We start from the raw sequence: 22,867 nt of genomic DNA, 5'->3' as shown, positions 1-22,867 counted from the left end.
ACGGGCGAGGGAACGGAATCGGACGTCATTGGGTGATTCTGCCGAGCCGTGTTCGGCGTCATCACCGGCATCACCCGGAGTGTCGACGAGGATTCTCACATGTTGCGCACGGAGCCGGCTCGTGCCCCCGCTGGGATTCGAACCCGAGATCGACCCCTGAGGGCACGGGCAAGCTGGCCAAAATACCCGGAATCTCGGCGATTTTGGATCACGTAGGACCCTCCTCGATCACGTCGGATGACGTTGAGTTGTGGGGTTTTTGTGGGGGCTTTGGCACGATCCTTCCCGCCCGATCCCCGTGTCGGCGAGACAGTCGGTGCCTGCCCTCACCTGTTCGGAGACAGGTCAGCGGCCTACCGCGCGCACTTCGCGCCCCATGCGCGGCGGACACTGCGAACAGTCGGGCTTCCAGACCTCTCTACCCGCTTCTTAACCCGCGGCCGTCGCCACGCTGGCGAGACTAGCCAACTACTCCTCGACCGGCTGGCTCGTGTCCACACCCTCGACGCTCTGCACGATGTTGATGTAGCCGCGCTCGGCAAGTGTGTTCATGAATCGGCGAGCGTCGGCCTTCAGCGCGTCGTCGCCACGTTCGATGGACCACGCGATGGCCGTCGGAACGGCAGTTCTCATGAGGTCGTACATGGTTGGCTCCGCTACGTCGCCGGAGCGAGCTGTCAACGCCACTACGGCGTCGAGGACTTCGGATGGGTACTCCCGTGCGGCCGTGGCGAGATCCTCGCCGATCATCCCGTGAGTCATCAACTCGGGGTCCAGCGTGGCTGCCTCAATGAGTCGAGGCAGCCACCACGCTGGATCGAACTTTCGACTGCGGACAAACCAGTAGAAGTCCTTGAGCTCTGCCCCGTCTTCTGGGTGCTCTCGTACATGGACCACTCGGCTATCCCAGAGACTCTCGAGTCTTGCCCTCATCTGGTCGTCGACCACATCCGCCTGCATAAACTCCCACGCGATGTGTCCAATCGCTTCCCCTCGAACATTGGCGGGTTCGTCCACGAAGAAGGAGTTCATCAGGGGATCATCCAACTCGAGCTGACCGCGGATGTGGGTTGTGATGATCCACTCGCCGATTAGCTGATCGGGCGGCCGAAGACCATTCCATCCGACTGCCATTGGCTCGTCGAGCTTCATCGCCGCGAGCACGGCACCTCGGATCAGTCCAAGCGTGACCGAGTGAATGTACTGGGTCGCAAGCGCGGTCGATAGCGCGATCTGCTGCGGTCGGGAAATCGCCTCCGCGGTGCCGAACAACCGGTCGACGCGCTCGCGAAGCCAACCCTCGTCGGCCAGGTAGAGCCGCGGCAAACTCTCGCCGATCACTGCGGCCAACGCGTCCCATGGATCGTCGCGCGCGAGCTCGTGGTCGAGAGCGGCAAGAGCTTCGGTCCGCATCTCCGAACGTTTGGTCGATCCCGCGAGCATGATTAGGGCCTTGGCCTGTATCGGCCATGCAGCGTTGATCGAGAGGTTCAGGGGATCCCAGCCGTCGCCCGGCTTCGATGAAACGTACTCGTCCCAAAATCGGTCGTCCACCACGTTGGCGAGAAGGACTCGACCGAGGTCGTCGACGACTTCCTTTGGCACTCGTCTTGTCTCGCGAGTCGTGAGGGCTTCTTCAACGAGAGCGACCGCTGCGTGGCGCGCTCGCGAATAGTCACGGTCATCGTCGAAGTCGTCTCCTTCAGGCTCGAAGTTCGATGCATCGATGTGAGTGAGCACGCTCCGAACTACGGCGATGAGTTGAGCCCAGTCGGGATCGACATCGCCTCTGATCGCAGCCTCCCACCCACGCAAGATGGCGTTGATATAGGTCGGGCGCAGCCGATCCAGGAGGTCATCCTGACCTTGGAGCGCACGAGGTGACGTCGTAAGAAGTGTGGTCAGCAAGCGCCCTTGTCCGCCGTGACTCGGGCCGTGCCAAGACCCGGGCTCGGGATGCCAGGTCTCTAGGTAGGTCGCCAGATCTGACGGCGGCATCGCCGCGAGGTCGTCGACAGTGACAGGGCTCTCGGGCCCTACCCATGACGTCATCTGGAAATCCGGTTTCGCGGCATCCTCGATAGCGCCATCGCGCGCGTCGAGCTCCTCGAGCTCTGCTTTGAACGGTTCGGACAAATGATCTCCGCCGATGGTTGCTAGGAGGCGGTGTCTCCATCGGGCGGTGTACTCGTCGGCCCGCGTCACAGCTTCCTGATCCGAATCGCCCTCCCGTCGGAGTCGTTCGATCAGCACCTCCCGACCTCCGAGAGGCCCGCGATCGAGATATCCAGCAAGGGCAGTGAGGCGATCGGGCGCGACGTCAGCGACGGCGCGGAAGTAGTCAGCGATCTCCAGGCGGAAATGAGAGTCGGCGAAGAGCGGGTCATCAAGCGCACCGATGGACATATCGATCAGTTCGACCGGATCGACCGCTCTCGAGGCAAGTGCGCGAGCGATGGCGTAGAGCATGATTCGCTTTGCGAGCGAGAGCGGGCTCGCTTGAAGAACCTGCACCGCGGAGGCAGGCGAGGCTTGCATCGCTCTCACGGCAGCGTCGCGGACGGCATCTATAAGTGCGTCCTCGATGCCGGCGTGAGCTCGTGTACTTGTTTCGATGGAGGGTCGGAACACGGCGGTGTAGCCGCGGTCGTGCTCCAGATGGCCAGAGAGTCGCTCCCAGTCCTCGAGCCAGTGCAGAACCTGCTTTAGCGCCCGGTCCCCGAGCGCCTCTACGATTCCCGGAAGTTCTTCCTCGTACCAGTACTCGTCCAACGCGGTGCGCGGCTTGTCATTGCCTTCAGTCGGCCCGAAGAGGACCCGCGCAAGTCGTAGCCCGATCCTGGGCTTCGGACCACCCAGAAGATTCCGGGTGAGGTTCGCTAGGTCTCGCGGATCGGTTCGGAAACCGAAACCGCTCTCCCATGCTTCGAGGATCGGCTTCAGCCGGACAGCCTTGTCCGGGTCGAGACTCGCCCCCACGAATATCGCGGACCGCCGGACCCAAGAGTTCCGACTGCCTTCAAGGCTCAGGAAGACATCGATCACCGCGTCGGGTACGAACGGCGCCATCCGGACGAGGTAGTCGACCTCCGGCCACGGTTCCTCCCGGATGTAGCCCTTCTCGTCCTGGACTGGCTCCGGTGGACTACCAAACTGGCCAGCGTCGAAGAGTGGTTTGATCCAGTTCGGATTCGCGAGCCCATCGAAGAAGACCCGACGGAGCTGGGGCGATGGGATCAGACGGATCGCCTGATCGACATCAGCTTGTGATGGAACGGGATAGTCAGTCACGTTGAGACCCCTCCCCATTGATTCTGCGCAGAAACTCATCGAGCGCGGGGCGACCCTCGATGAAGGGTCGCACGCGAGGCTCCATTAATTCGTCGACAAGTGCGATCTTGTCGTCGAGCTTGTCGTCGGACGGCAACGGCCTCGTTCTCGATCCGCGATCCCAGTGCGTATGAGACTGAAAGTAGCCCCAAACGTCTAGCCACAAAGACACGCCCTTCGAGTGAAGATCGGCGTTCCCGGTGAGGAGCAGGCGGGCGTTCGCTCTGGTCCTTCCTTCAATTTCACGCTGAGCGAGAAGGAGCTTGTTCAGGTGCCGGGCGAGGTCACGCGGGACCGGAACGTCGGTCTGATCCAGCTCGAGATTCATGTCCGGATACTTCGCGGCCAGGGTGGGCAACCGGCGAAGCAGTCTGTCGGAATCGCCATCTCGCTTGCGGATCTCGGCCGAGAAGACGCCTGGCAACCCGCCCATGAACTCGCGCATCGAGTGGCAGACGAGATTGATGTGCGACGGCACCTCTCCCGGTGCGACGGTCCGAGACAGTTCGCGTACAGCACCCCGGTAGAGGCCGGCGACCTCCGTACTGCGCTCGAGAAGCGCAGCATGAAGGCGCCGCCTGCGCGGTGTGAAGTACTTCTCCTCAGCGTTCATTGCTGAGGTGCCTTTCGCTAGCTACGGAAGTTGACGTCGGAGGGGTGCTCGCATGGGCAATGCGTGTCCGAACCAGCCGGACCTGCCGGACCTGCCGGACCTGCCGAGGGCATGTCAACTCTAGAGGGTAGGTCAATAGTGAAAAGTCTCGCCGGGGGCGTCCAATGTTCCCGCCTGTGCTGCCGGCCACCTGCACGTCCCAACCTCATACAGACACCCGCGGTGGGTGTGTGAGGTTGGGACGCGACCGCAGGGAGAGGCGGCCGGCAGCACAGGCGCGAATCGCCAGATTCGCTTCGCTTACCTATTCGCGCCCGGCGAAGGGGTGAGCGAATAGCCGCACTACGGCGACGTAGTGTTAACTTATCGAAAGCGATAAGGAGGCGACATGACCATCTTGGATGCTGCTGGCGCCGTCCGACGTGCCCGACGCCTCCCGCAGTCCGTGGTCGCCAAGCGATCGGGCGAGGCGGTCCCGAACCTGTCGAGCATCGAAAACGGACGGCGCACTCCGCGCGCCGACAAGCTCGACCGGATCCTCCGCGCGTCCGATGCTCGCCTGGTCGTCGCGCCGACGACTCGCGTGAGTGCCCTCGAGACCAGCACTGAGATCCGCAAGGCCCTGCGGTCGGGCGACTCCCGACAGGCCTTCCGCGCTTGGCTGGCATTTGGTGATGCGCTCGCGGCCGAGAACGCGGTCAACCGGGTAGTGCTCGCTGCGTTCCCGCCCGAGCCCACGGGAAGCGAAGTCTTCGATGCCGCGCTGGCCTCTCTCGCCGAGCTTCGACTCCACGAGGTAAACGGACCGGTGCCCGAGTGGGCGTCGGATGCGCCCGCACTCGATGACGAGACGGTGCTCGCCGACTCCCCTTACGTGCGGTCGGTGGACCCTGCCGATATCCCCGATGAGTTCCGTCGACGCCGGGTCTTGATCGCCGGCGACACTCTCGCAAGCGTCTAGCGAGGACGACCCGCGGAGCGCACGGAGGCTCAGTCGAGCAGGTCCAGGTAGTCGGAACGAGCCTTCATCGCGTGAATCACCAACTGGTTGCCGCTGTCGAAGGTCAGGACGACCAGCTCCAGGACTCGACCCGCTTGATCGAACCCAAGACGGAACTGCCGGGCAGGACTGTCGTCATCTAGGTCCGCGATGTAGGCGGGATTCAGCGCCGCCGTGCGAATGTCAGATTCGGCGATCCCATGCTTGAGCGCTGAAGGATGAACATCCACTACGCGACGTCGACCCAGTCGCGAACCGCGGCTCGGATGGCCTCCGATCGACTCACATGATCCCGCTCGGCACGGGCGGTGAGCGCGTCGAGTAGCGACTTGTCCATCCGCACCGGCACGACCTCGGCGGGGCCATCACCTACGGGCTTACGTCCGCGCTTGCGCAGACGCTCGACCGAATAGCCGGCTTCCGCTTCCTTCGACCACGAATCGATCAGGGCGTCGGTCACCGGGACGCCGTCAATCTTCTCCTTAGCCACGCCAATATCGTAATACGAAATTGCGAACGGAGCGAGACGCACGGTCCGGTAACGCCAAACAGTCTCGTCATCCGACGGCTGATCGGGCCGCGAGTCGCTGTCGAACCACATGATCCGACGCTAGCGGCGAAAAGGCGAGGCATTGTCGGCGGCCCGTTCTACTCTGATGGTCGAAGGAGACCTGAATGAACATCGACTGGTCGCACCTGCTCTGGCAAGGCCGATGGGAGGGCCTTGTGCTGCTCTCGAACGCGATCGTCACCGACGTACAGACCATCTGGTGGTTCGGTCCACTGCTGGTCGTACTGATCATCGCGGCCGGCCGAAAGGGAATCGTTCGTCTCGGCGCCTATGTACTCAAGGTCTTCATCCATACACACGGCCCGTCCTAGCCCGCGCGAATCACCACGTCGTAGCCAAAGGCATGCGAACTTCGGCGCTCGCTCAGTCCGAGATTGAGCTTCGCAGCTTCCGCGCGCGACGCCCGAACGGAATTCTGCCGCCCTCAAGGTGGTGGAGAGCCAGGGCATTCAAGTCGTGACGTTCGAGCGAGCCGCTCGCTTCGACCTCGCCCTTGTCGGCGGTTGCGCGCATCGTGATCAGCTGTTCGGCGTCGGCACTGACGACAAGCCCTGCGCTTCGAGTGGCGAAGATGTATTGCCTCGTGCCGCGCAGATCGCGAAGTCGGTCGACGAGATAGTCCTCAATCCAGGGTGCGTGCAACGCATCTTCCGGCTGATCGATAAGCACCGGAGTCTCGCCGTCGGCCAGCAGGATGATCAGCACCGCGGTGCACTTCTGCCCGTGCGAGAGGTTTTCAATCGGCACGTAGGCGTTGCCCTCGGGCTTCTTAAACTTGACGTCGAGAACGTCGGGGATGTCGATGCGCTGCGTCTCGAGAAGGAACTTCCAGAGCTCACGATCAGCCACGTTCGCGTGGAGCTTCGAGAGGTCGGCGACAGTGAGACCCGTCGGAAGCTTCCCGATAGTCGAGAAGTCGCCGGACCACAGCGCCCGAGCGAGGGCGAACGGGTGCACGTGCTCTGCGATGAGCGCCAGTACCTGGTCCTGAAGGCGAGAGCCGACTTTGAGCGTGTCGAGCGCCGTCCGATAAGCCGAGCGATCTCCGTCTTTCGGGATGTCGATCTTCACAAACCCCGCGGTCTTCGAGTTCAGCTCCCTGACGCGCGCGCGACGCGCATCCCGGCGATCGTCGCGCCCCTTCTTCAGCAGAGCGAGGAAGTCTTCCCGCTCGCCGAGAAGCCGATCCAGTTCGGGCTGAGCAACGTCTCTCAGGTCCTTGGCGGCGACCTTCGCGGCAGCAAGGTCCGTCTGAAGCTTCTGTAGGGACCTCCGCAGACTTGTGAGCGAGGCGTTCCCCGACTTCTCGAGCGTCTCATCGAGCTTCGCCTGAAAGGTCTTGAACTCGGCGTCAAGCTCAAGGCGAACTGCAGCGACCTCCTTGCGCAATTCCTCGACGCTGTCCTCGACGAGCTTCTTCGCATCCGCAACGGAGACTACGAGCGCGGCCTGCGCTTTCGCGATTCGGTCGAAATGCTTCTTGTGCGCATCAAGCTTCTCGGTCACCGAGGTCGGAATGGTCGCAGAAGGAAGGGCGAGGCCCTCGATCTGGTCCTCAAGCGTCTGGAGCGCCCCACGCTCACCAGTCCAGAGGCCCTGTTCCTCAACGAGCTTGGGGTCGAACAAAGCCGACAGCTCGCGTTCGCGGTCTGCGAGGGCGGATTCCTTTGCCGCCTGCTCGGTGAGCTTGGAAACCCGATCTCGTGCTGCAATCAGCAGATCCGCATTGGAGTCGAGCGCGTCCTCGGCATCAGATATGCGAGCTTCAACTTCTCGCAAGTCGAGGTGCGCATCAACGAGGCCGACCCGACCAACAGGTTGGCGAGCATACTCGAGGATCTCGCCTTGGGAGAACGGGGCAAGGGACATGATGTCCTGGGGATCGGCGTTGATCGCGACCCAGTAGCCGTTGACGTCTTGCTGGACAGATGACTCCGAGCCACGCGTGTCGAAGACCCGGCTGATTCGATAGCGCTCGCCACCAGCGGTGACGTCGACTTGAACCTCAGTGCCGTCCCCGAGCGCATACGCTAGCCGACGATCTACTTCGTCCCGAATCGCCTCGAACACGTCGCCATCGACCTGCTGGTCCAATGCAAATCGCGTCGCCTCGAGCACGAGAGACTTGCCGGCGCCCGTGCCGCCTAAGAAACAGTTCAGATCAGGGCTGAGCGCGACGGTCTCCCCCGGCAGAAAACCCCCGCTGAGATGTACCGAGTCGATCGTCGGGTGCGGGGAAAGCAAAGACGGGTCTTCGAGCCTCACGCGCAATTTGGGGTCATCGAGTGCGTACCGAAGACCGATTAGGTCCGGGCGGGCTGCCTTGATCCATGTGCGGCGAATGCCGATACCGGACGAGGAGTGACGGCTGAGTGATGCGTCGTATGCGTCGGAGCTCTGCACGAGCGCGGGCTCTCGAGCTCCGTCGAGTTTTGCGGCCACCTTCGCCGGCGTCTCGCCTTTCACGTACTCAAACGCGATGATGCCAGAATCGGCCAGCAGCTGATTGACGTGCACCTGGACGGGCAGCGCGAGGAGACCCTTCTCCTTGTCAATATGCGCGGCAATCGCGAGGCCGCCGGCCCTGGCAATCTCGGCGGCACAATCGGACATTCCTCGGGCGACGACATCGAGGCTGCCGAACTGCTCGCGCTTGATGCCGATGGAGATCAATGCGTCCTCAAGGACGTGGCCAGGAGTGCCTTCTTCCCAGATGCCAAGGAGATGGCCATCGGGCGTGCTCAGTTCGAAGCCGGGGAGCACCACGAGGTCGCTTGCCTTTGCGGCAGCGTTCATCTGATCGACCCAAGCCGCGGTGTTGTGATCAGTCACCGCGATCGCGGAAAGGCCTTGGCCGATCGAGGTCGCAACGATGTCGTCGGCTGAACCGAAGTCGGCCTCCGCGGCGTCGTTCGAGCCCGGTGTGTGAACGTGCAAGTCCACTGCCCAGAACTTTGCCCAGTTGGGGGCCGTGGTCATGATGCACCTCCGGCCACAGCCTGAGCAACGCTGGATCGATACTCCGGCGCCGACGGCTCGATGGTGAATTCAAGCACTTCGACTTTGTCCTCTTTCAGCGCCTCCAAGACGGCGGCTGGCGTTGTGCGGAAGTACTCGCGGCGCAGGTTGACTCGGTTGATCCGCTGACCGGAGAAACGCTGATGCAAGGCGGTCTCTACGGCCACCGCATCGTCGGCGAAGAAGAGGGCGTGCACGTCGAAACGGAACGGCACGGACGCGTCACCGAGCTCGTTCACGCGGTCCATCGGCTCGAGTCTGCGGGTCATCCCGATCTTCACGACATCCGGTCCGAACGATCCGATATTGCTGATCACGTACACGTAGCCGGCCCGGATGTTCGCAGCCCGATAGTCGACGTCAGCGATTGCCCGCTCGACGTCGGCCAGCTTCTGCCGCATCCGCTCGGCGCCTTGGGCGTCGCCATTCGACTCAAGTGTCGACAGCACCGTTTGGTAGTGGGAGCGCTCCTTCTCGAGCCGATCTTTCTCCTTCGCGAGTTCCTGCTCCGCAAGCCGCTGCTGGCGAAGCTCCTCGCGGCGTGCTCGCTCCATTTCCTTCTCGACCTGCAGCGCCTGCAGGTGTCGGCTTGCCAGCTCCAGCTCGCGCAGCCTGAGCCCATGGAAGTAGGGAGTCACGCGCAGATCGATCATCGTGCCGAGACGAGCGATCTGGTCGACTGCCGTACCGAGGCGCTTCTGAGCGGCAGCCAGGTTCCCGGCTCGAACCGTCTTGATGCAGTTCTCCGCTTCGGCGTTGTAAGCGCGCAGCATCAACTTGGACATGTCGCGGACGAATTTCTGTCCCTTCGCGACGCTGTTGTTGAAGGTGAAGTTGGCTGTCGCGCTCGTTGCCTGACCGCGCTGTACGGCCTGCTTGATCTCGGCACGAAGACCTTCAAGCTCGGTCCCGAGAGAAACCGACGATTCGGCCGGATTCTCGAAGTCGTAGAGCCCGAACTCCTGCATCTCGACCGCGTTTCGCAGGTCGATGATCTGCCCCTGAACCGCGGCACGCTCCTGTGCGACGGCATGCGCCGCCTGCTGTTCGTTGGCGAGAGCTTGCCGCGCGGAACCGATTTGCGAGTTCAGACCGGACAAGATGCTCTCAAGCTCAGCTACATCCTTGAGGCCGTAGCGATCAATGAGTTCTTGAAGGCGTTGATTCTCGTGCATCGCCTCCTGGGCTGCACGACGCGCCCCGAAGAACGGAACCTTTTCGTCCGGCTGACGCTGTGGTCCAGCGGTGACAGCGACCGGCTCTTGCACCGGGGCCGCGTGTCCAGAAGGCGCTGCTTGAGCGGGCGCTGCTTGCGCCTGCATCGCCTCTGCAGACGCCGACGCCTGAGGGGTCGTCGAAGCGATCACGTCGACGCTTTGCTGGCCTCGGGAGAACACGTGCTCAGTCCACCGAGAACCATCCCAATACCGCTGCTCATGCCGACCGGTGTAGTCGGGGTACCAGCCTGCGGGAACGGTTGCGCTTTCGGCCATCGTCGGAATCTCCTCGGGTCCCAGCGAGGTTAGCCAGCTTCTCCCTCATTGAGAAAGCCCCACTTTGAGTCTCGGCTCCAGGCTTGTTGCCTTGATACCTTCGCCCGTCATTCCGCGGTTCCTTTACGTCCCAACCCCTCTCAGTCATCGTGAGATGAGTGTGAGGGGTTGGGACGCGAGCGCAGCGAGGGAACCGCGGAATGACGGGCGAAACGACGCTGAAAGTGTCGTTTGCCTTGTCGTTCCGAACGACAACCCCAACGACAGCCTTCGGAGCCTCGGCCAAGGCAGTCCAGCCCGTCGAGCCGCCTCCATGGGGTTGAATCAACCGTGGCGTCGAACTTCTCCTGCATCGGTCTTCCCATCGGGGATGAGCAGGAACTGCTCAGCACGGTTCGGCAGATGAAGTCGCTAGCTCATCCCATGGGACATGTCGAAGGAGTCGACGTCTTCCGTTGGGAAGACTCCAGCGGAGCACGAGTGATCATGGGATTTCGCGGCGACGAGTTGGAGGATCTTCTTCCGTCATTCGCAGGCGATCCCGGCATTCGACTTTCGAATTGCCGCCCCCTGAACGCGGATGTCGTCGCCGCGACGGTAGTGGACTCTGATGGAGAACAGACCACATCGATCGCGTTCGAGCTGGAGCAGCGCCGAGCCCTACGCCGACGGAACCGATGGTCTGGCCTCGCCTCGGTCTCCGGATTCGCCCCGTCGGCGCAGTTCTTTGCCTCCGAGAAGGACTTCGACGAGTCGCCGGCGAGCCTGGTCGATCCGAGTGCGGATCCTGATCAGCCACCTCCACCGCACGTCATCGAACGCGGCATTCGGTGGCCCTACCGGATGGCAACGGAATCGTTCATGTCGCTGGCCGTTTTTGGTGAACCCGAGGCCGCGACCGCTGATGCGCGACTCAACGGATTTGTCCGCGTCTCGGAGGTGCGTCACAACAGCCTGACCGGCCGGCCCTTCGCCGTTAGCAGGATCTCGTGTCTCGGCTTCGAAATCGATCTCCTAACCGATCTCGCTGAAAACTCTGTTCCCGCGCCTGGTTCGATTTTCGCGGGGTGGGTTTTCCTCGCGGCCTCAATCGACGCGTTCACCATCCGGCGACGGAACTGGATCGCGAAGGCCTTCACGCGTCCATTCCGTAGCGCGTAGGGGGTCGCTGACACACCCTCTGGGTCTGAGATCGGCCTATCGGACGTCGCGGCTAGCTTGTGGCCAAGGGGGTACGCGTCATGGGAAGCATTGAGCCGTACGAGACATCGGGTGGGCGTCGGTATCGGGTGCGATACCGCGACCCGGAGCACCGCTCGCGGGAGAAGGCCGGCTTCCGCACGAAGAACGGTCCCGGCAGCGCGACCGAGTTCCTGGCCTCCGTCACGGTCGACATGACCCGCGGCGACTACATCGAGCCGGCCGCGTCTCGGGTCACCGTCGGTCGGCTGGGCCCGACCTGGCTCGATGCCCAAGCGCATCTGAAGCCCTCCTCGGCGGCGGCGCTCGAGGGCGCGTGGCGCGTCTATGTCGAGCCCCGATGGGGGCAGACGCCGATCAGCCGCATCCGGCACAGCGATGTGCAGACTTGGATCGGCGAGCTGCGCGCCGGTACCGCCCCGACCACCCGATCGATCCCGCGTCCGCTCGGCGCCTCGAGCGTCATCCGCTGCGCCGGCGTGCTCGCCGGGATCCTCGACGTCGCGGTCAAGGATCGGCGCATCAGCTCGAACCCGGCGCGCGGCGTGAACCTGCCGCGTAAGACCGGCAAGCGCCACATCTATCTCAGCCATGCACAGGTAGAGCTGCTCGCCTCGAACTGCGGGCAGCACGCAACCCTCGTGCGGTTCCTCTGCTACACCGGCCTGCGCTGGGGTGAGGCGATCGCGTTGCGGGTGCAGGACCTGGACATGTTCCGGCGCCGTGTCGAGGTGGTCGAGAACGCGGTGCGGGTGAACGCGAAGATCATCGTGGGCACCCCGAAGTCGCACCGCAGCCGCGTCGTGCTGTTCCCGAAGTTCCTGGTGATGGAGATCGCGAAGCAGTGCGAGGGACGAACGCGTGAGGACCTGCTGTTCGGCAACGGCAAGGCCTACCTGAATCAGCCGACCGCGCACGGCGGCTGGTACCGCTCCGCGATCGCGAAGGCGCGGGCCGTCGACTCGACCTTCCCCTCCCCCACGATCCACGACCTGCGCCACACCGCGGCGAGCCTGGCGATCTCCGCCGGCGCCAACGTGAAGGCCGTGCAGCGCATGCTCGGGCACGCGTCGGCGGCGATGACGCTCGACGTCTACGCCGATCTGTTCGACGAGGATCTGGACGCCGTGACGGTCGCGCTGGACAAGGCGCGCTCAGAATCTGTGGGGTTTTTGTGGGGGCTGGGGCATTCTGGGGCCCCGGAGCCCAGCCCTAATGTGACTCTGACCGGGGAAAATGATCCGGGCACGAGCGTGCCCCCGCTGGGATTCGAACCCAGACTGTGCCGATTTTAAGTCGGCTGCCTCTGCCGGTTGGGCTACGGGGGCGCTGACGGCAACCTATCCCGCGGAGGCGTCGCGGTCGGCGCCTTCGGGCTCCAACGACTCGGCGCCGAGGCGATAGGCGGCCGCCACGTCGTCGAGGAAGCGCTCGACGAGGGCGAGCTCCTCGGGGGTGTAGTCGGCGGTGCGGCGGCGCAGCTCGGCCGACAGCGGTGTCATCAGGTCGCGCGCGCGATCCAGCGATGCGGGCGACGGGACGACCCAGAGCGTGCGGCGGTCGGTGCGGTTCTCGCGGTGCGCGTGACCGGTTGCCTCCAGCCTGTTGATGAGGCCCGTGACGGCACCCGGCGTGACTCGGAGTCGCTCCGCGAGCGCGCCGTGCGTCATGGGACCCTCCCGGCTCAGCACCTCCATCGCGTCGAGCGCCGTGCCGTTGACGGCGAGCTCGCGCGCCAGACCGTGCTGCACGCGCTGCGACAGCGCGGCGATCTCGCGCAGCTGGTCGACGTGCCGGGGCAGCCGCGATTCGCTCGGCTGATCCCCAGACTTGTCAGCAGGCTTACGTTTCACGATATAAATACTTTAGCAACTGAACGGATGGGATGACATGGGCTTCTTCGGCTGGACCGCCTCGCGCCGCCTCACCGCGATCCTCTCTCTCGTGGTGGCGTTCCTCGCGATCGGAGCGGTGTTCGCGCTGCTGCCGACGCCGTCCTCCTCCCCCGCGCCGACGTCCGGGCTGCCGGCCTCCGCCGAGTCGGCGAAGGTGTCGAAGCTCCTCGAGTCGTCGCCGCAGGCCGGGACCACGGTCGGCATCCTCGTCTACACCCACGGCGATCAGAAGCTCAGCGACTCCGACCGCTCGGCGGTCGCCGCCTCCGCGAGCCGCCTCGCGAAGGAGTCGACCGTGCCACAGGCGGTGCGCCCGCGATTCGCCGACGACGGGCGCGCGGCGCTCGTCACCGTGCCGGTCTCGGCCGACAAGGTCAAGAACGACGCGGGCGCCGTCGCCGACCGGCTCCGTTCCGCCGCGCGCGACGGGCTGCCCTCCGGCGTCCAGGCCCGGCTCACGGGGCCGGTCGGGTTCCAGGCCGACATCACGGGCGCGTTCGCCGGAGCGGATGTCCGCCTCCTGCTGGTCACGGCCCTCGTCGTCGCGGTGCTGCTCATCGTCACCTACCGCAGCCCGATCCTCTGGATCGTGCCGCTCGTCGTCGTGGGCGCGGCCGACGGCGTCGCCCGCCAGCTGGTGAGCGTGCTCGCGGACCTCGCGAACGTCACCGTCGACGCGTCCGTGTCGGGCATCCAGTCGGTGCTCGTGTTCGGCGCCGGGACGAACTACGCCCTCCTCATCGTGTCGCGGTATCGCGAGGAGCTCCTGCGCGAGCAGAACCGCTTCGTGGCGATGCGCCGCGCCATGACCCACGCCGGGCCCGCCGTGCTCGCGAGCGGCGGCACGGTCACCGTCGCGCTCCTGCTCCTGCTGCTCGGCCGGCTGCAGGGCACGCAGGCGCTCGGCTTCGCGTGCGCGATCGGCATCGTCGTCGCCCTGATCTTCGGGCTGCTCGTGCTGCCCGCGGCCCTCGTGCTCTGCGGTCGCGGCGTCTTCTGGCCGTTCGTGCCGCGGGCGGATGCCGACGCCACCCACCGCTCGGTCTGGGGACGGATCGGCGAGGGCGTCGCGCGCCGGCCCCTCCGGATCGCGGCCGGCGCGGTCGTCCTGCTCGGTGTGTTGAGCGTCGGTCTGGTCGGCGCGCGGGTCGGCCTCGCGCAGATCGACCAGTTCGTCGGCAACCCGGAGTCGGTGCAGGCGCAGCGGGTCGTCGACGACGCGTTCCCGGCCGGGCTCACGGCCTCGACGACCGTCCTCGCCCCGACCTCGGCCGCCGACCGGGTCGAGACACTCGTCGGCGACGCCTCGGGCGTGCAGTCGGTGACGCGCGGCCCGAGCTGGGACGGGCGCCAGGAGCTCGACGTGACCCTCACCTCCGCGCCGCAGAGCGACGGGGCCTACGCGACGATCCGCGAGCTCCGATCGCAGCTCGCGGACGAGGGCGGCGCGGTCGCCCGCACCCTCGTGGGCGGCACGGACGCCACCGCGCTCGACGTCGCCGACGTCTCGCACGGCGACCAGATGCTGATCCTGCCGCTCATCATCGCCGTCGTCTTCGCGTTCCTGGCGGTGCTGCTGCGGTCGCTCGTCGCGCCGATCGTGCTCATCGCGACCGTGCTCGCGACCTTCGCCGCCAGCGTCGGCGCGTCGAACTGGCTGTTCCAGAACGTGCTCGGATTCCCCGCGTTCGACACGAGCGTGCTGCTGTTCGGGTTCCTGTTCCTCGTCGCCCTCGGCGTCGACTACAACATCTTCCTGACTTCCCGCGCCCGGGAGGAGCGGCGCACCCGCTCGACGCGCGACGCGATCGTGGCCGCGCTCGGCAGCACAGGCGCGGTGATCACGAGCGCCGGGATCCTGCTCGCCGCGGTCTTCGTGGTGCTCGGCGTGCTGCCGGTCGTCGCGCTCGCGCAGGTCGGCACGATCGTCTGCCTCGGGGTGCTGCTCGACACACTCGTCGTCCGAACAATCCTCGTCCCGGCGCTCGTGGTGAAACTCGGCGACCGGTTCTGGTGGCCGGGGCGCCTGCCGGAGGAGCACGGGCGGCACGCGGCCGCCGAGACGCTGCCGCTGCCGCCGACGCCGGCGGCGGTCACCGCACCCGACGACGCATCCGCAGACCGGCCAGCACGGTGAACCCCACCGCCATCACGGCGAGCACCCCCACAATGTAGCCGGTCGGCACCTGCCAGTCGCCCACGGCGGCGGAAAGCCCGAAGATCGACGCCAAGTGGGTCTCGGCCTCCGCGCGGCCGCCGGTCAGCCCGTCGAGGGCGCTCTGCGCGAACGCACGCCGCAGCAACGACGCGGCCTGCCCGAACGGCAGCGCGTTGATGACGCTCTGCACCCCGCTCGGGAACAGCCCGATCGGCACGTACGACCCCGCGAGGAACCCCAGGGTCGTGCCGGCGATCGTCGAGAGCGCCGCGAACGCCCCCGGTGTGTGCACGAACGAGACCGCCAGCGCCGACAGGGCGGCGAAGCCCAGGCAGCTGAGCGCCATCACGCCGACCACGGCCGCCAGGTCGCCGACCGGCAGCACCAGCTGGTCGACGACGAGCAGATAGCCGAAGCTCAGCGCCAGCACGATCGAGCTCAGCGCGATCGCCACCGCCGCGCTCGACGAGAGGTAGCCGAGCACGAGCTGCCCGCGACGGACGGGCGACACCATGAAATCGCGGAAGCGCGAGGTCGACGCGTCGTCGACGAAGGTGCTGAACCCGCCGAGCCCCGTCGTGACGGTCGTGACGCCGACGACGCCCGCGAACATCCAGCAGTCCACGAAGGCGGCGATCCGACCGCGCGACGAGCCGGGGAACTGGGAGGTCAGGCTGTCGATCTGCAGCTGACGCAGGAACAGCATGTAGAGCAGGAACAGCACGAGCGCGCCCAGCAGCGAGAAGAACACGTTCAGCCGGTCACGGAAGTAGATCCGCAGATTGCGGCCGAGGATGACGAGGACGACGCTCATCCCGCCACCTCGGCCGGCTCGGCGGGTTCCGGCGCCGAGTCGGTGACCGCCAGGAAGACGTCGTTCATCGTCCCGTGCCGGAACTCGAAGTCGAGGACGCCGTCACCGAGGCGCGCCAGGATGCGGCGGGCGCACCCGGCGTCGGGCACCACCACGTCGGCGGGGGCGTCGCCGTCGACGCGGCACCCCTCGGACGCCGCCGCCGCCGCGAGCGCGGCCGGGTCGCGCACCGAGATCCGGAGCACGCTGCGGCTGTGCGCGGCGCGCAGCTCCTCGGGGCTGCCCTCGGCCACGATCCGGCCGTGATCGATCACGCAGACGCGGTCCGCCTCCTCCGTCTCCTCCATGTAGTGCGTCGTGAGGAAGACGGTGAGCCCGCGGTGCTCGCGGAGCGAGCGGATCGTCGCCCACACGAGCGCCCGGCCCGCGGGATCCAGACCGGCCGTCGGCTCGTCGAGGAAGACGATCGACGGGGAGGCGAGCAGCGCGCGGGCGATGTCGACCCGCCGCCGCTGACCGCCCGACATCCGGCCGTAGCGTCGACCGAGCACGTCGGCCACGCCGATCAGGGCGGCCACCTCGTCGATCCGGCGCCGGACCACGTCGGCGTCGGCGCCGTACAGGGCGCCGCGGACGCGGAGGTTCTCGCGCACCGTCAGGAGCGGGTCGAGGATCGACTCCTGGAACACGACGCCCACCCCGGCGCGCACGGGCTCGGGCTCGGCCCGCGCATCGTGACCGAGCACGGCGATGTCGCCGTCGTCCGGCCCCAGCAGCGTGGTGAGGCAGGAGATCGTCGTCGACTTGCCGGCGCCGTTGGTGCCCACGAAGGCGAAGACCGTCCCGCGCGGCACCGAGAAGGAGATCCCGTCGACGGCGACCAGGTGCCCGAAGCGCTTGGTCAGCGCGCGCACGACGATCGCGGGAGGCGGGGCCGGCTCCTCCCCCATGTCACGCGGTGACGACGGGCGCCACGACCTCCGTGACCCACGCCGCCGGGTCGGGATTGTCCTCCGGGCCGATCGGATAGCGCTCCCAGCTGATCGACCGGACGGCCCCGCGATCGTGGAGGGCGGCCTCGAGCGCCAGGTACACGTCGTGCAGGGCCCCGTAGTCGCCGTGATGGATGATCCGCACCGCGCGGCCCGCCGGCAGCTCGACCAGCTCGAAGCCCGACACCCCGGGGTCGCGCGCCACCGGGAACCCGACGGTCACGTCGAACGAGTCGCCCGTGTCGCGGTGGTAGACCGCGACGACGGGGCCGACGATCAGCTCGTGCGGGATCCGGACTCCGACCTCCGCGATCGCCCGGCCGAAGAAGGAGGCCAGCTCCGCCGCCGGGACCGGCTCGCGCACGCCGGCCACGAGCTCCCGCGAGTGCTCGAACTCCTCCGCCGCGCTGTCGTCGCCCATGGCGGCACGCTAACGGCGCGGGCCCGGCCCCGCGAGGGACCTTGGACCCGCGCGCCGGAGGGCGCGCTACGCCTGCGGCTTCGGGCGGGACGCGAACTCCTGGAAGTACGCGGCCGGGGTGTCGCGGGCCGGGATGCCGACCAGGTCGCGGCTGTTGAAGAAGTTCAGGAACCAGTTGCCGATGACGCGGTTCTTGCGCTCGAAGGTCGGGATCGCGAGGCCGTGGTACCCGCGGTGCATGAACCAGGCGATGAAGCCGGTGAACCCGATCTTGCCGCTCTGGAACGCGCCCTCGTAGAGCCCGAGGCCCGCGACCGCGCCGAGGTTCTTGTGGTAGTAGTCCGCCGGCTCCTCGCCGCGGATGACGCCCACCAGGTTCTTCGCGAGGCGCTTCGCCTGACGGACCGCGTGCTGCGCGTTCGGCACGCAGAAGCCGCCGACGCCGCCGCCCGTGAGGTCCGGGACCGCGCACACGTCGCCCGCGCCCCACGCGTCCTCGACGATCTCGTCGTCCGCGTTCTTGACCCGCAGATCCGCGCGCACGGTGACCCGGCCGCGCTCGTCGAGCGGGAGGTCGCTGTTGCGCATGTTCGGGGTGGCCATGACGCCCGCGGTCCAGATGATGAGGTCCGACTCGAACGCCTCGCCGGTCGAGAGCTCGATCTTGCCGCCGACCGCGCTCTGCAGCTGCGTGTTGAGGTGGATCTCGGCGCCGCGCTGGGCGAACTGCTTGACCACGTTCTCCGCGGTCTTCAGCGAGACCTCCGGCATGATCCGGCCCATCGCCTCGATGAGGTGGAAGTGGGTGTCGTCCATCGAGATCTCGGGGTACTGCCCGACGAGGGCGCTCGCGAAGCTGCGCAGCTCGCCGAAGAGCTCGATGCCGGCGAAGCCTCCGCCGACGACCACGACGGTCAGCAGGCGGTCGCGCTCCGGGCCGGGCTCCATGCTCGACGCCTTCGCGAAGTTGCCGGTCAGCCGGTCGCGGATGGCCATGGCCTCCTCGATCGACTTGAGGCCGATCGCCTCGTCGGCGACGCCCGGGATCGGGAAGGTGCGCGAGACCGAGCCGGCCGTCACGACGATGGTGTCGTACTCCTCGGTCCACGGCGCGCCGTCGGCCGGGGTGAGCTCGGCCGTCTTCGACGCGTGGTCGATCTTGGTGACGCGCGCGGTGACGACGCGGGTGGTCTTGAGGTGGCGGCGGTGAGCCACCACCGCGTGGCGCGGCTCGACGGAGCCGGCCGCGACCTCCGGGAGGAACGGCTGGTAGGTCAGGTACGGCAGGGGGTCGACCATGGTGACCTGGGCCTCGCCGCGGCGGAGCCGCTTCTCGAGCTTCCAGGCGGTGTAGAACCCGGCGTACCCGCCGCCGACGATCAGGATCTTGCGCACGGTGAAGAGGCTCCTCGCTGGGGAAAAAGTCGCTTTCGAGCCTAGCGGCTGCTCCGACCCGCGAAATACCGCACGATCCCGACGACGAGGCCGCCCGCGGTGAACAGCACGAGAAGCACGATGAGCGCGGGAATCCCGACGAGGCGCAGGGTCGTCAGGCTCGGCAGCAGCACGCCCACCGGATCGCGCATCCCGGGAGCGGGCGCGGCCGCCGTCCGCTGCGGGCCGGCCTGCGGCGCCGGCGACGCCGTGGCCTGCCGGTGGAGCTTCACCCAGTCGGCGAGACTTCCGAGCGGGTTGGTCGTGACCGGCGGCACGTCGGCGGTCACCGCCGCCTTCGCGTCGAGCAGTCCGTAGCCGTAGATCGGGTCGTCGCCGGGGGCGCCGCGGTCGCGCGCGGTCGCGATGATCCGCTGGATCACGTTGTCGGCGTCGAGGTCGGGGTGCGCCGCGCGCACCAGGGCCACCACCCCGGCCACGATCGGCGCCGCGCCCGAGGTGCCGTCCCACAGCACGTACCCGCCGCCCGGCACGACGCCGACCAGGTCGACGCTCGGCGCCGAGACGCCGATCGTGACGCCCTGACTCGACGCGTCCTGGCTGGCGTTGCCGCTCGCGTCGACGCCGGCGACCGTCAGCACGCCCGGCATGGTGGCCGGGGCGCCGACCTCCTCCGTCCCGCTGCCGCGGTTGCCCGCGGCCGCGACGACGACGACGTCGTGGTCCATCGCGTACTGGAACGCGCGATCCCAGCTCGGCGGCCAGGTGAGCGTGTTGCGCGTGAGCGACATGTTGATGACCTTGGCGCCGTGGTCGACGGCCCAGGTGACCGCGCTCGCGATCTGGTCGTCGGAGTTCGGCGCCTGGTCGCCGAAGCCGATCGAGATCGAGAGCAGGGAGGCCTGCGGCGCGACGCCGATGACGCCGTTGCCGGAGCCGGTGCCGCGCCCGGCGAGGAGCGACGCGACCATGGTGCCGTGATCGGCTCCCTCGCCCGACCCGACGGGGGTCTGGCCGTTGCGCGAGCCGAGCCCCGAGAAGTCGGTGCCGTCCGTCACGGCGCCGCGCAGCTCCGGCACGGTGCCGTCGATCCCGGTGTCGATCACCGCGACCGTGACGCCCTGGCCCTGGGTCGTCGCCCAGGCGGAGCGGATGCCGTAGGAGTCGAGCCAGTACTCCTTCGAGCGCACGAGATCGGTGCGGGCCGTCGGCGCTGCGGGTACCGCGTGCACGGGCGCCGCGGCGGCGACCCCGGGCGCGAGGAGCAGCAGGACCACCGCGCCCGCGACGACGAGGCGTCTCACGACGCGGGATCCTCGCGGACCGCGGCCGCCGGGTCCGCGCACTGGCAGCGGGAGACCGACCAGGTCGCGAGCTCGAGCGCGCGGTCGCCGATCGGGTTGACGCCCGGGCCGGCCGCGAGCGCGTGCCCGGCGAGCGCGTGCAGGCACTTGACCCGATCCGGCATCCCGCCGGCCGAGAAACCGGCGATCTCGTCGACGACTGCGATGCTCTCGCGGTCGGCGAGGTAGCGCTCGTGCGCGGCGCGGTAGGCGGCGGCGACCTCGGGATCCGCGAGCTCGGCGGTGAGCTCCGCCATGACGCCGGTCGCCTCGAGGGTCGAGATCGCGGCCGTCGCGGCGGGATGGGTCAGGTAGTACAGCGTCGGGAACGGGGTGCCGTCGTCGAGCCGCGGCGCGGTCGCGACCACCACCGGGTTGCCGCACGCGCAGCGCGCCGCGATCCCGACGACGCCGCGCGCGGGCCGGCCGAGCTGGGCGGAGACGACCGCGACCTCGGCGGCGGTCGGCGGCGCGAACGGGGGCGTCGTCATGCGCGGGTCACTTCTGGGTCGGGCCGGCGACGGTGTCGAGCTGCTGCGGGGTCGCGGTGGTGAGGCCGGCCGTGAACGTCGATTGCAGGAGCGAGTGCAGCCAGTCGACGTCGGCCGACTGGATCTTGTCGCTCACCGGCAGCTTGTCGGAGGTCGTGGGGGTGGTCGGGGCGCCGACGACGAAGTAGCTCACGTCGCCCGGCATCACGTAGTAGAGCTGCGTGCGCGCCTGGGCCTCGACGTAGGCCGGGTCCTTCCAGCGGTCGACCTGGCCGGTCAGGTCCTTCACGCTCTGCCGCTCGTGGGCGACCTGCGCCTGCAGCTGCGCGATCTGCTGGCGCTGCTCGACGAGTGTCTTGAGGTTCGGGGCGAGCACGACGAGCGCCGCGACGATCAGCAGGAGGCTGGAGAGCGCGAACCCGGAGAGGCGGAATCCGCGCAGCCACGCGGCCGGGCGCGACTCCTCGGGCATCGCCACGGGGACTTTCTGCGTGCGCGTTCGCGCGCGGGGTGCCCGGGCCATGGGTCCAGGGTAAGCGGCTGACCCTGGAAGCGCGGGAAGGCGGATCGAGTAGTCGCCGAAGGCGACGTATCGAGATCCCCCGCCACTCGGGGAGGTCTCGATACGCCGCTTCGCGGCTACTCGACCCGCGTCAGCCGCGGAAGCGCGGGAAGGCGGAGCGGCCGGCGTAGACCGCGGCGTCGCCGAGCTCCTCCTCGATGCGCAGCAGCTGGTTGTACTTCGCGACGCGCTCCGAGCGGGCCGGGGCGCCGGTCTTGATCTGACCCGCGTCGGTCGCGACGGCGAGGTCGGCGATCGTCGTGTCCTCGGTCTCGCCGGAGCGGTGCGACAGGACCGCGGTGTAGCCGTGGCGCTGGGCGAGGCTCACGGCATCCAGGGTCTCGGTCAGCGTGCCGATCTGGTTGACCTTCACGAGGATGGAGTTGGCGACGTGCTTGTCGAGGCCGGTCTGCAGGCGGCTCGGGTTGGTGACGAACAGGTCGTCGCCCACGAGCTGCACCTTCTGGCCGAGGTCGGCGGTGAGGGCCGCCCAGGCGTCCCAGTCGTCCTCGGCGAGCGCGTCCTCGATCGTGATGATCGGGTAGTCGGCCACCAGCTGGTCGTAGTACGCCGCCATGTCGGCCGCCGAGAGGTCCTTGCCCTCGTAGCGGTAGACGCCGTCGTGGAAGAACTCGGTGGAGGCGACGTCCATGCCGAGCGCGATCTGCTCTCCGACGGTGTAGCCGGCCATCTCGATCGAGGCGACGATGAAGTCGAGCGCGGCGCGGGCGTTGTCGATCTCGGGCGCGAAGCCGCCCTCGTCGCCGAGGCCGGTGCTGAGGCCCTTGGCGTGGAGCTCCGCCTTGAGCGCGTGGTAGACCTCCGCGCCCCAGCGCAGGCCCTCGCGGAAGGTCGGAGCGCCGATCGGCAGGATCATGATCTCCTGCGCGTCGAGTCCGTTGTCGGCGTGCGCGCCGCCGTTGATGATGTTCATCATCGGCACCGGCAGAGTGTGCGCGTTGGGCCCGCCGAGGTAGCGGAACAGCGGCAGGTCGGCGGAGTCGGCCGCGGCCTTCGCGACCGCGAGGCTCACGCCGAGGATCGCGTTCGCGCCGAGCTTCGACTTGTTATCGGTGCCGTCGGCGGCGATCAGCTCGGCGTCGACCAGGCGCTGGTCGCTCGCCTCGAAGCCCTCGATGGCGGGGCCGAGCACGTCGAGGACGGCGTCGACGGCCTTCTCGACGCCCTTGCCGAGGTAGCGGCTCTTGTCGCCGTCGCGCAGCTCGTACGCCTCGAAGGCGCCGGTGGACGCGCCCGACGGGACGGCGGCGCGGGAGACCGTGCCGTCCTCGAGGAGGACCTCGACCTCGACGGTCGGGTTGCCGCGGGAGTCGAGGATCTCGCGGGCGCCGACGGCTTCGATTCCGGACATGAAGGTACTCCTTCGAAGAGTTGTGGTGGTGGCGCTGTCGAGCCTACCGACGCTCGCCGCCTCCGGGATGCGTGCGCACCTCCGGTCCGCTCGCGTCCCCGCCTGTCCCTGACCTGCCCCCGCCCGCCCTCTGCCCGTGCCCGCCTGTCCCCGCCGGTGCCCGCCCGCCCGCGCCTGCCCCGCCCCCCGCCCGCCTGCC

At 67.5% G+C, this 22,867-nt stretch carries 20 protein-coding genes and 1 tRNA gene; 5 read left to right on the top strand and 16 right to left on the bottom strand.

Annotated features, from left to right (window positions below):
- Window positions 1-468 precede the first annotated feature (468 nt).
- Window positions 469-3,291: a hypothetical protein gene (locus ACTHM3_RS03790; protein ID WP_440404753.1), complete on the bottom strand. Its 2,823-nt coding sequence runs from the start codon at window positions 3,289-3,291 to the stop codon at window positions 469-471.
- The gene (locus ACTHM3_RS03785; RefSeq protein ID WP_440404752.1) at window positions 3,284-3,943 is read right to left on the bottom strand and encodes a hypothetical protein; all 660 of its coding nucleotides are present in this window, start codon (window positions 3,941-3,943) and stop codon (window positions 3,284-3,286) included. The genes ACTHM3_RS03790 and ACTHM3_RS03785 overlap by 8 nt, the downstream gene beginning before the upstream one ends.
- A gap of 388 nt (window positions 3,944-4,331) precedes the next feature.
- Between ACTHM3_RS03785 and ACTHM3_RS03780 the strand changes: the two genes are divergently transcribed.
- Window positions 4,332-4,904, top strand: a complete 573-nt coding sequence (locus ACTHM3_RS03780) for a helix-turn-helix domain-containing protein (RefSeq protein WP_440404751.1) — start codon at window positions 4,332-4,334, stop codon at window positions 4,902-4,904.
- A gap of 29 nt (window positions 4,905-4,933) precedes the next feature.
- Here the strand turns inward: ACTHM3_RS03780 and ACTHM3_RS03775 are convergent, their stop codons facing one another.
- Window positions 4,934-5,173, bottom strand: coding sequence for a toxin (locus tag ACTHM3_RS03775; protein WP_440404750.1), 240 nt, complete (start codon window positions 5,171-5,173; stop codon window positions 4,934-4,936).
- Window positions 5,173-5,544, bottom strand: coding sequence for a ribbon-helix-helix domain-containing protein (locus tag ACTHM3_RS03770; protein ID WP_440404749.1), 372 nt, complete (start codon window positions 5,542-5,544; stop codon window positions 5,173-5,175). Before ACTHM3_RS03770 ends, ACTHM3_RS03775 begins: the two co-directional genes overlap by 1 nt.
- Window positions 5,545-5,618: 74 nt before the next feature.
- On the opposite strand from ACTHM3_RS03770, the gene ACTHM3_RS03765 reads away from it, so the two are divergent.
- Window positions 5,619-5,825 carry a hypothetical protein gene (locus ACTHM3_RS03765; RefSeq protein WP_440404748.1) on the top strand — a complete coding sequence of 69 codons (207 nt, stop codon included), beginning with the start codon at window positions 5,619-5,621 and terminating at the stop codon, window positions 5,823-5,825.
- Window positions 5,826-5,877: 52 nt separating this feature from the next.
- On the opposite strand, the gene ACTHM3_RS03760 is transcribed toward ACTHM3_RS03765, so the two are convergent.
- Both ACTHM3_RS03760 and ACTHM3_RS03755 read right to left on the bottom strand, forming a co-directional pair.
- A complete protein-coding gene (locus tag ACTHM3_RS03760) occupies window positions 5,878-8,493 on the bottom strand; it encodes an AAA family ATPase (RefSeq protein WP_440404747.1) in 2,616 nt (871 codons plus the stop codon).
- Window positions 8,490-10,025, bottom strand: a complete 1,536-nt coding sequence (locus ACTHM3_RS03755) for a DUF4041 domain-containing protein (RefSeq protein WP_440404746.1) — start codon at window positions 10,023-10,025, stop codon at window positions 8,490-8,492. Before ACTHM3_RS03755 ends, ACTHM3_RS03760 begins: the two co-directional genes overlap by 4 nt.
- Before the next feature lie 330 nt (window positions 10,026-10,355).
- Between ACTHM3_RS03755 and ACTHM3_RS03750 the strand changes: the two genes are divergently transcribed.
- Window positions 10,356-11,186, top strand: a complete 831-nt coding sequence (locus tag ACTHM3_RS03750) for a hypothetical protein (protein WP_440404745.1) — start codon at window positions 10,356-10,358, stop codon at window positions 11,184-11,186.
- A gap of 80 nt (window positions 11,187-11,266) precedes the next feature.
- Window positions 11,267-12,520 (top strand): tyrosine-type recombinase/integrase, encoded by a 1,254-nt coding sequence (locus ACTHM3_RS03745; RefSeq protein WP_440404787.1) that lies wholly within the window; start codon window positions 11,267-11,269, stop codon window positions 12,518-12,520.
- Here the strand turns inward: ACTHM3_RS03745 and ACTHM3_RS03740 are convergent.
- Window positions 12,480-12,553, bottom strand: a tRNA-Leu gene (locus ACTHM3_RS03740). The two genes, ACTHM3_RS03745 and ACTHM3_RS03740, sit on opposite strands and share 41 nt — an antisense overlap.
- 12 nt (window positions 12,554-12,565) lie before the next feature.
- Window positions 12,566-13,078, bottom strand: a complete 513-nt coding sequence (locus ACTHM3_RS03735) for a MarR family winged helix-turn-helix transcriptional regulator (RefSeq protein ID WP_440404744.1) — start codon at window positions 13,076-13,078, stop codon at window positions 12,566-12,568.
- A gap of 37 nt (window positions 13,079-13,115) precedes the next feature.
- On the opposite strand from ACTHM3_RS03735, the gene ACTHM3_RS03730 reads away from it, so the two are divergent.
- Window positions 13,116-15,257: an MMPL family transporter gene (locus tag ACTHM3_RS03730; protein ID WP_440404743.1), complete on the top strand. Its 2,142-nt coding sequence runs from the start codon at window positions 13,116-13,118 to the stop codon at window positions 15,255-15,257.
- On the opposite strand, the gene ACTHM3_RS03725 is transcribed toward ACTHM3_RS03730, so the two are convergent.
- The 8 genes from ACTHM3_RS03725 to eno form a co-directional block, all read right to left on the bottom strand.
- The gene (locus tag ACTHM3_RS03725; protein WP_440404742.1) at window positions 15,214-16,092 is read right to left on the bottom strand and encodes an ABC transporter permease; all 879 of its coding nucleotides are present in this window, start codon (window positions 16,090-16,092) and stop codon (window positions 15,214-15,216) included. The genes ACTHM3_RS03730 and ACTHM3_RS03725 overlap by 44 nt on opposite strands.
- Window positions 16,089-17,042, bottom strand: coding sequence for an ATP-binding cassette domain-containing protein (locus ACTHM3_RS03720; RefSeq protein ID WP_440404741.1), 954 nt, complete (start codon window positions 17,040-17,042; stop codon window positions 16,089-16,091). The genes ACTHM3_RS03725 and ACTHM3_RS03720 overlap by 4 nt, the downstream gene beginning before the upstream one ends.
- A gap of 1 nt (window position 17,043) precedes the next feature.
- Window positions 17,044-17,505, bottom strand: coding sequence for a GyrI-like domain-containing protein (locus tag ACTHM3_RS03715; protein ID WP_440404740.1), 462 nt, complete (start codon window positions 17,503-17,505; stop codon window positions 17,044-17,046).
- 66 nt (window positions 17,506-17,571) lie between these two features.
- The gene (locus tag ACTHM3_RS03710) at window positions 17,572-18,900 is read right to left on the bottom strand and encodes an NAD(P)/FAD-dependent oxidoreductase (RefSeq protein ID WP_440404739.1); all 1,329 of its coding nucleotides are present in this window, start codon (window positions 18,898-18,900) and stop codon (window positions 17,572-17,574) included.
- 41 nt (window positions 18,901-18,941) lie between these two features.
- Window positions 18,942-20,204: a S8 family serine peptidase gene (locus tag ACTHM3_RS03705; RefSeq protein WP_440404738.1), complete on the bottom strand. Its 1,263-nt coding sequence runs from the start codon at window positions 20,202-20,204 to the stop codon at window positions 18,942-18,944.
- A complete protein-coding gene (locus ACTHM3_RS03700) occupies window positions 20,201-20,734 on the bottom strand; it encodes a DUF501 domain-containing protein (protein ID WP_440404737.1) in 534 nt (177 codons plus the stop codon). The genes ACTHM3_RS03705 and ACTHM3_RS03700 overlap by 4 nt, the downstream gene beginning before the upstream one ends.
- A 7-nt stretch (window positions 20,735-20,741) precedes the next feature.
- The gene (locus tag ACTHM3_RS03695) at window positions 20,742-21,206 is read right to left on the bottom strand and encodes an FtsB family cell division protein (RefSeq protein WP_440404786.1); all 465 of its coding nucleotides are present in this window, start codon (window positions 21,204-21,206) and stop codon (window positions 20,742-20,744) included.
- Between the two features lie 181 nt (window positions 21,207-21,387).
- Entirely contained in the window at window positions 21,388-22,668 is a 1,281-nt protein-coding gene (gene eno / locus ACTHM3_RS03690) for a phosphopyruvate hydratase (RefSeq protein ID WP_440404736.1), read from the bottom strand.
- Between the last annotated feature and the right edge of the window lie 199 nt (window positions 22,669-22,867).

This window comes from Pseudolysinimonas sp. (assembly GCF_051954455.1).
Lineage (GTDB): Bacteria > Actinomycetota > Actinomycetes > Actinomycetales > Microbacteriaceae > Pseudolysinimonas.
Note: the sequence above shows the minus strand (reverse complement) of the source record. Positions and strands in the feature narration are given on the sequence as shown.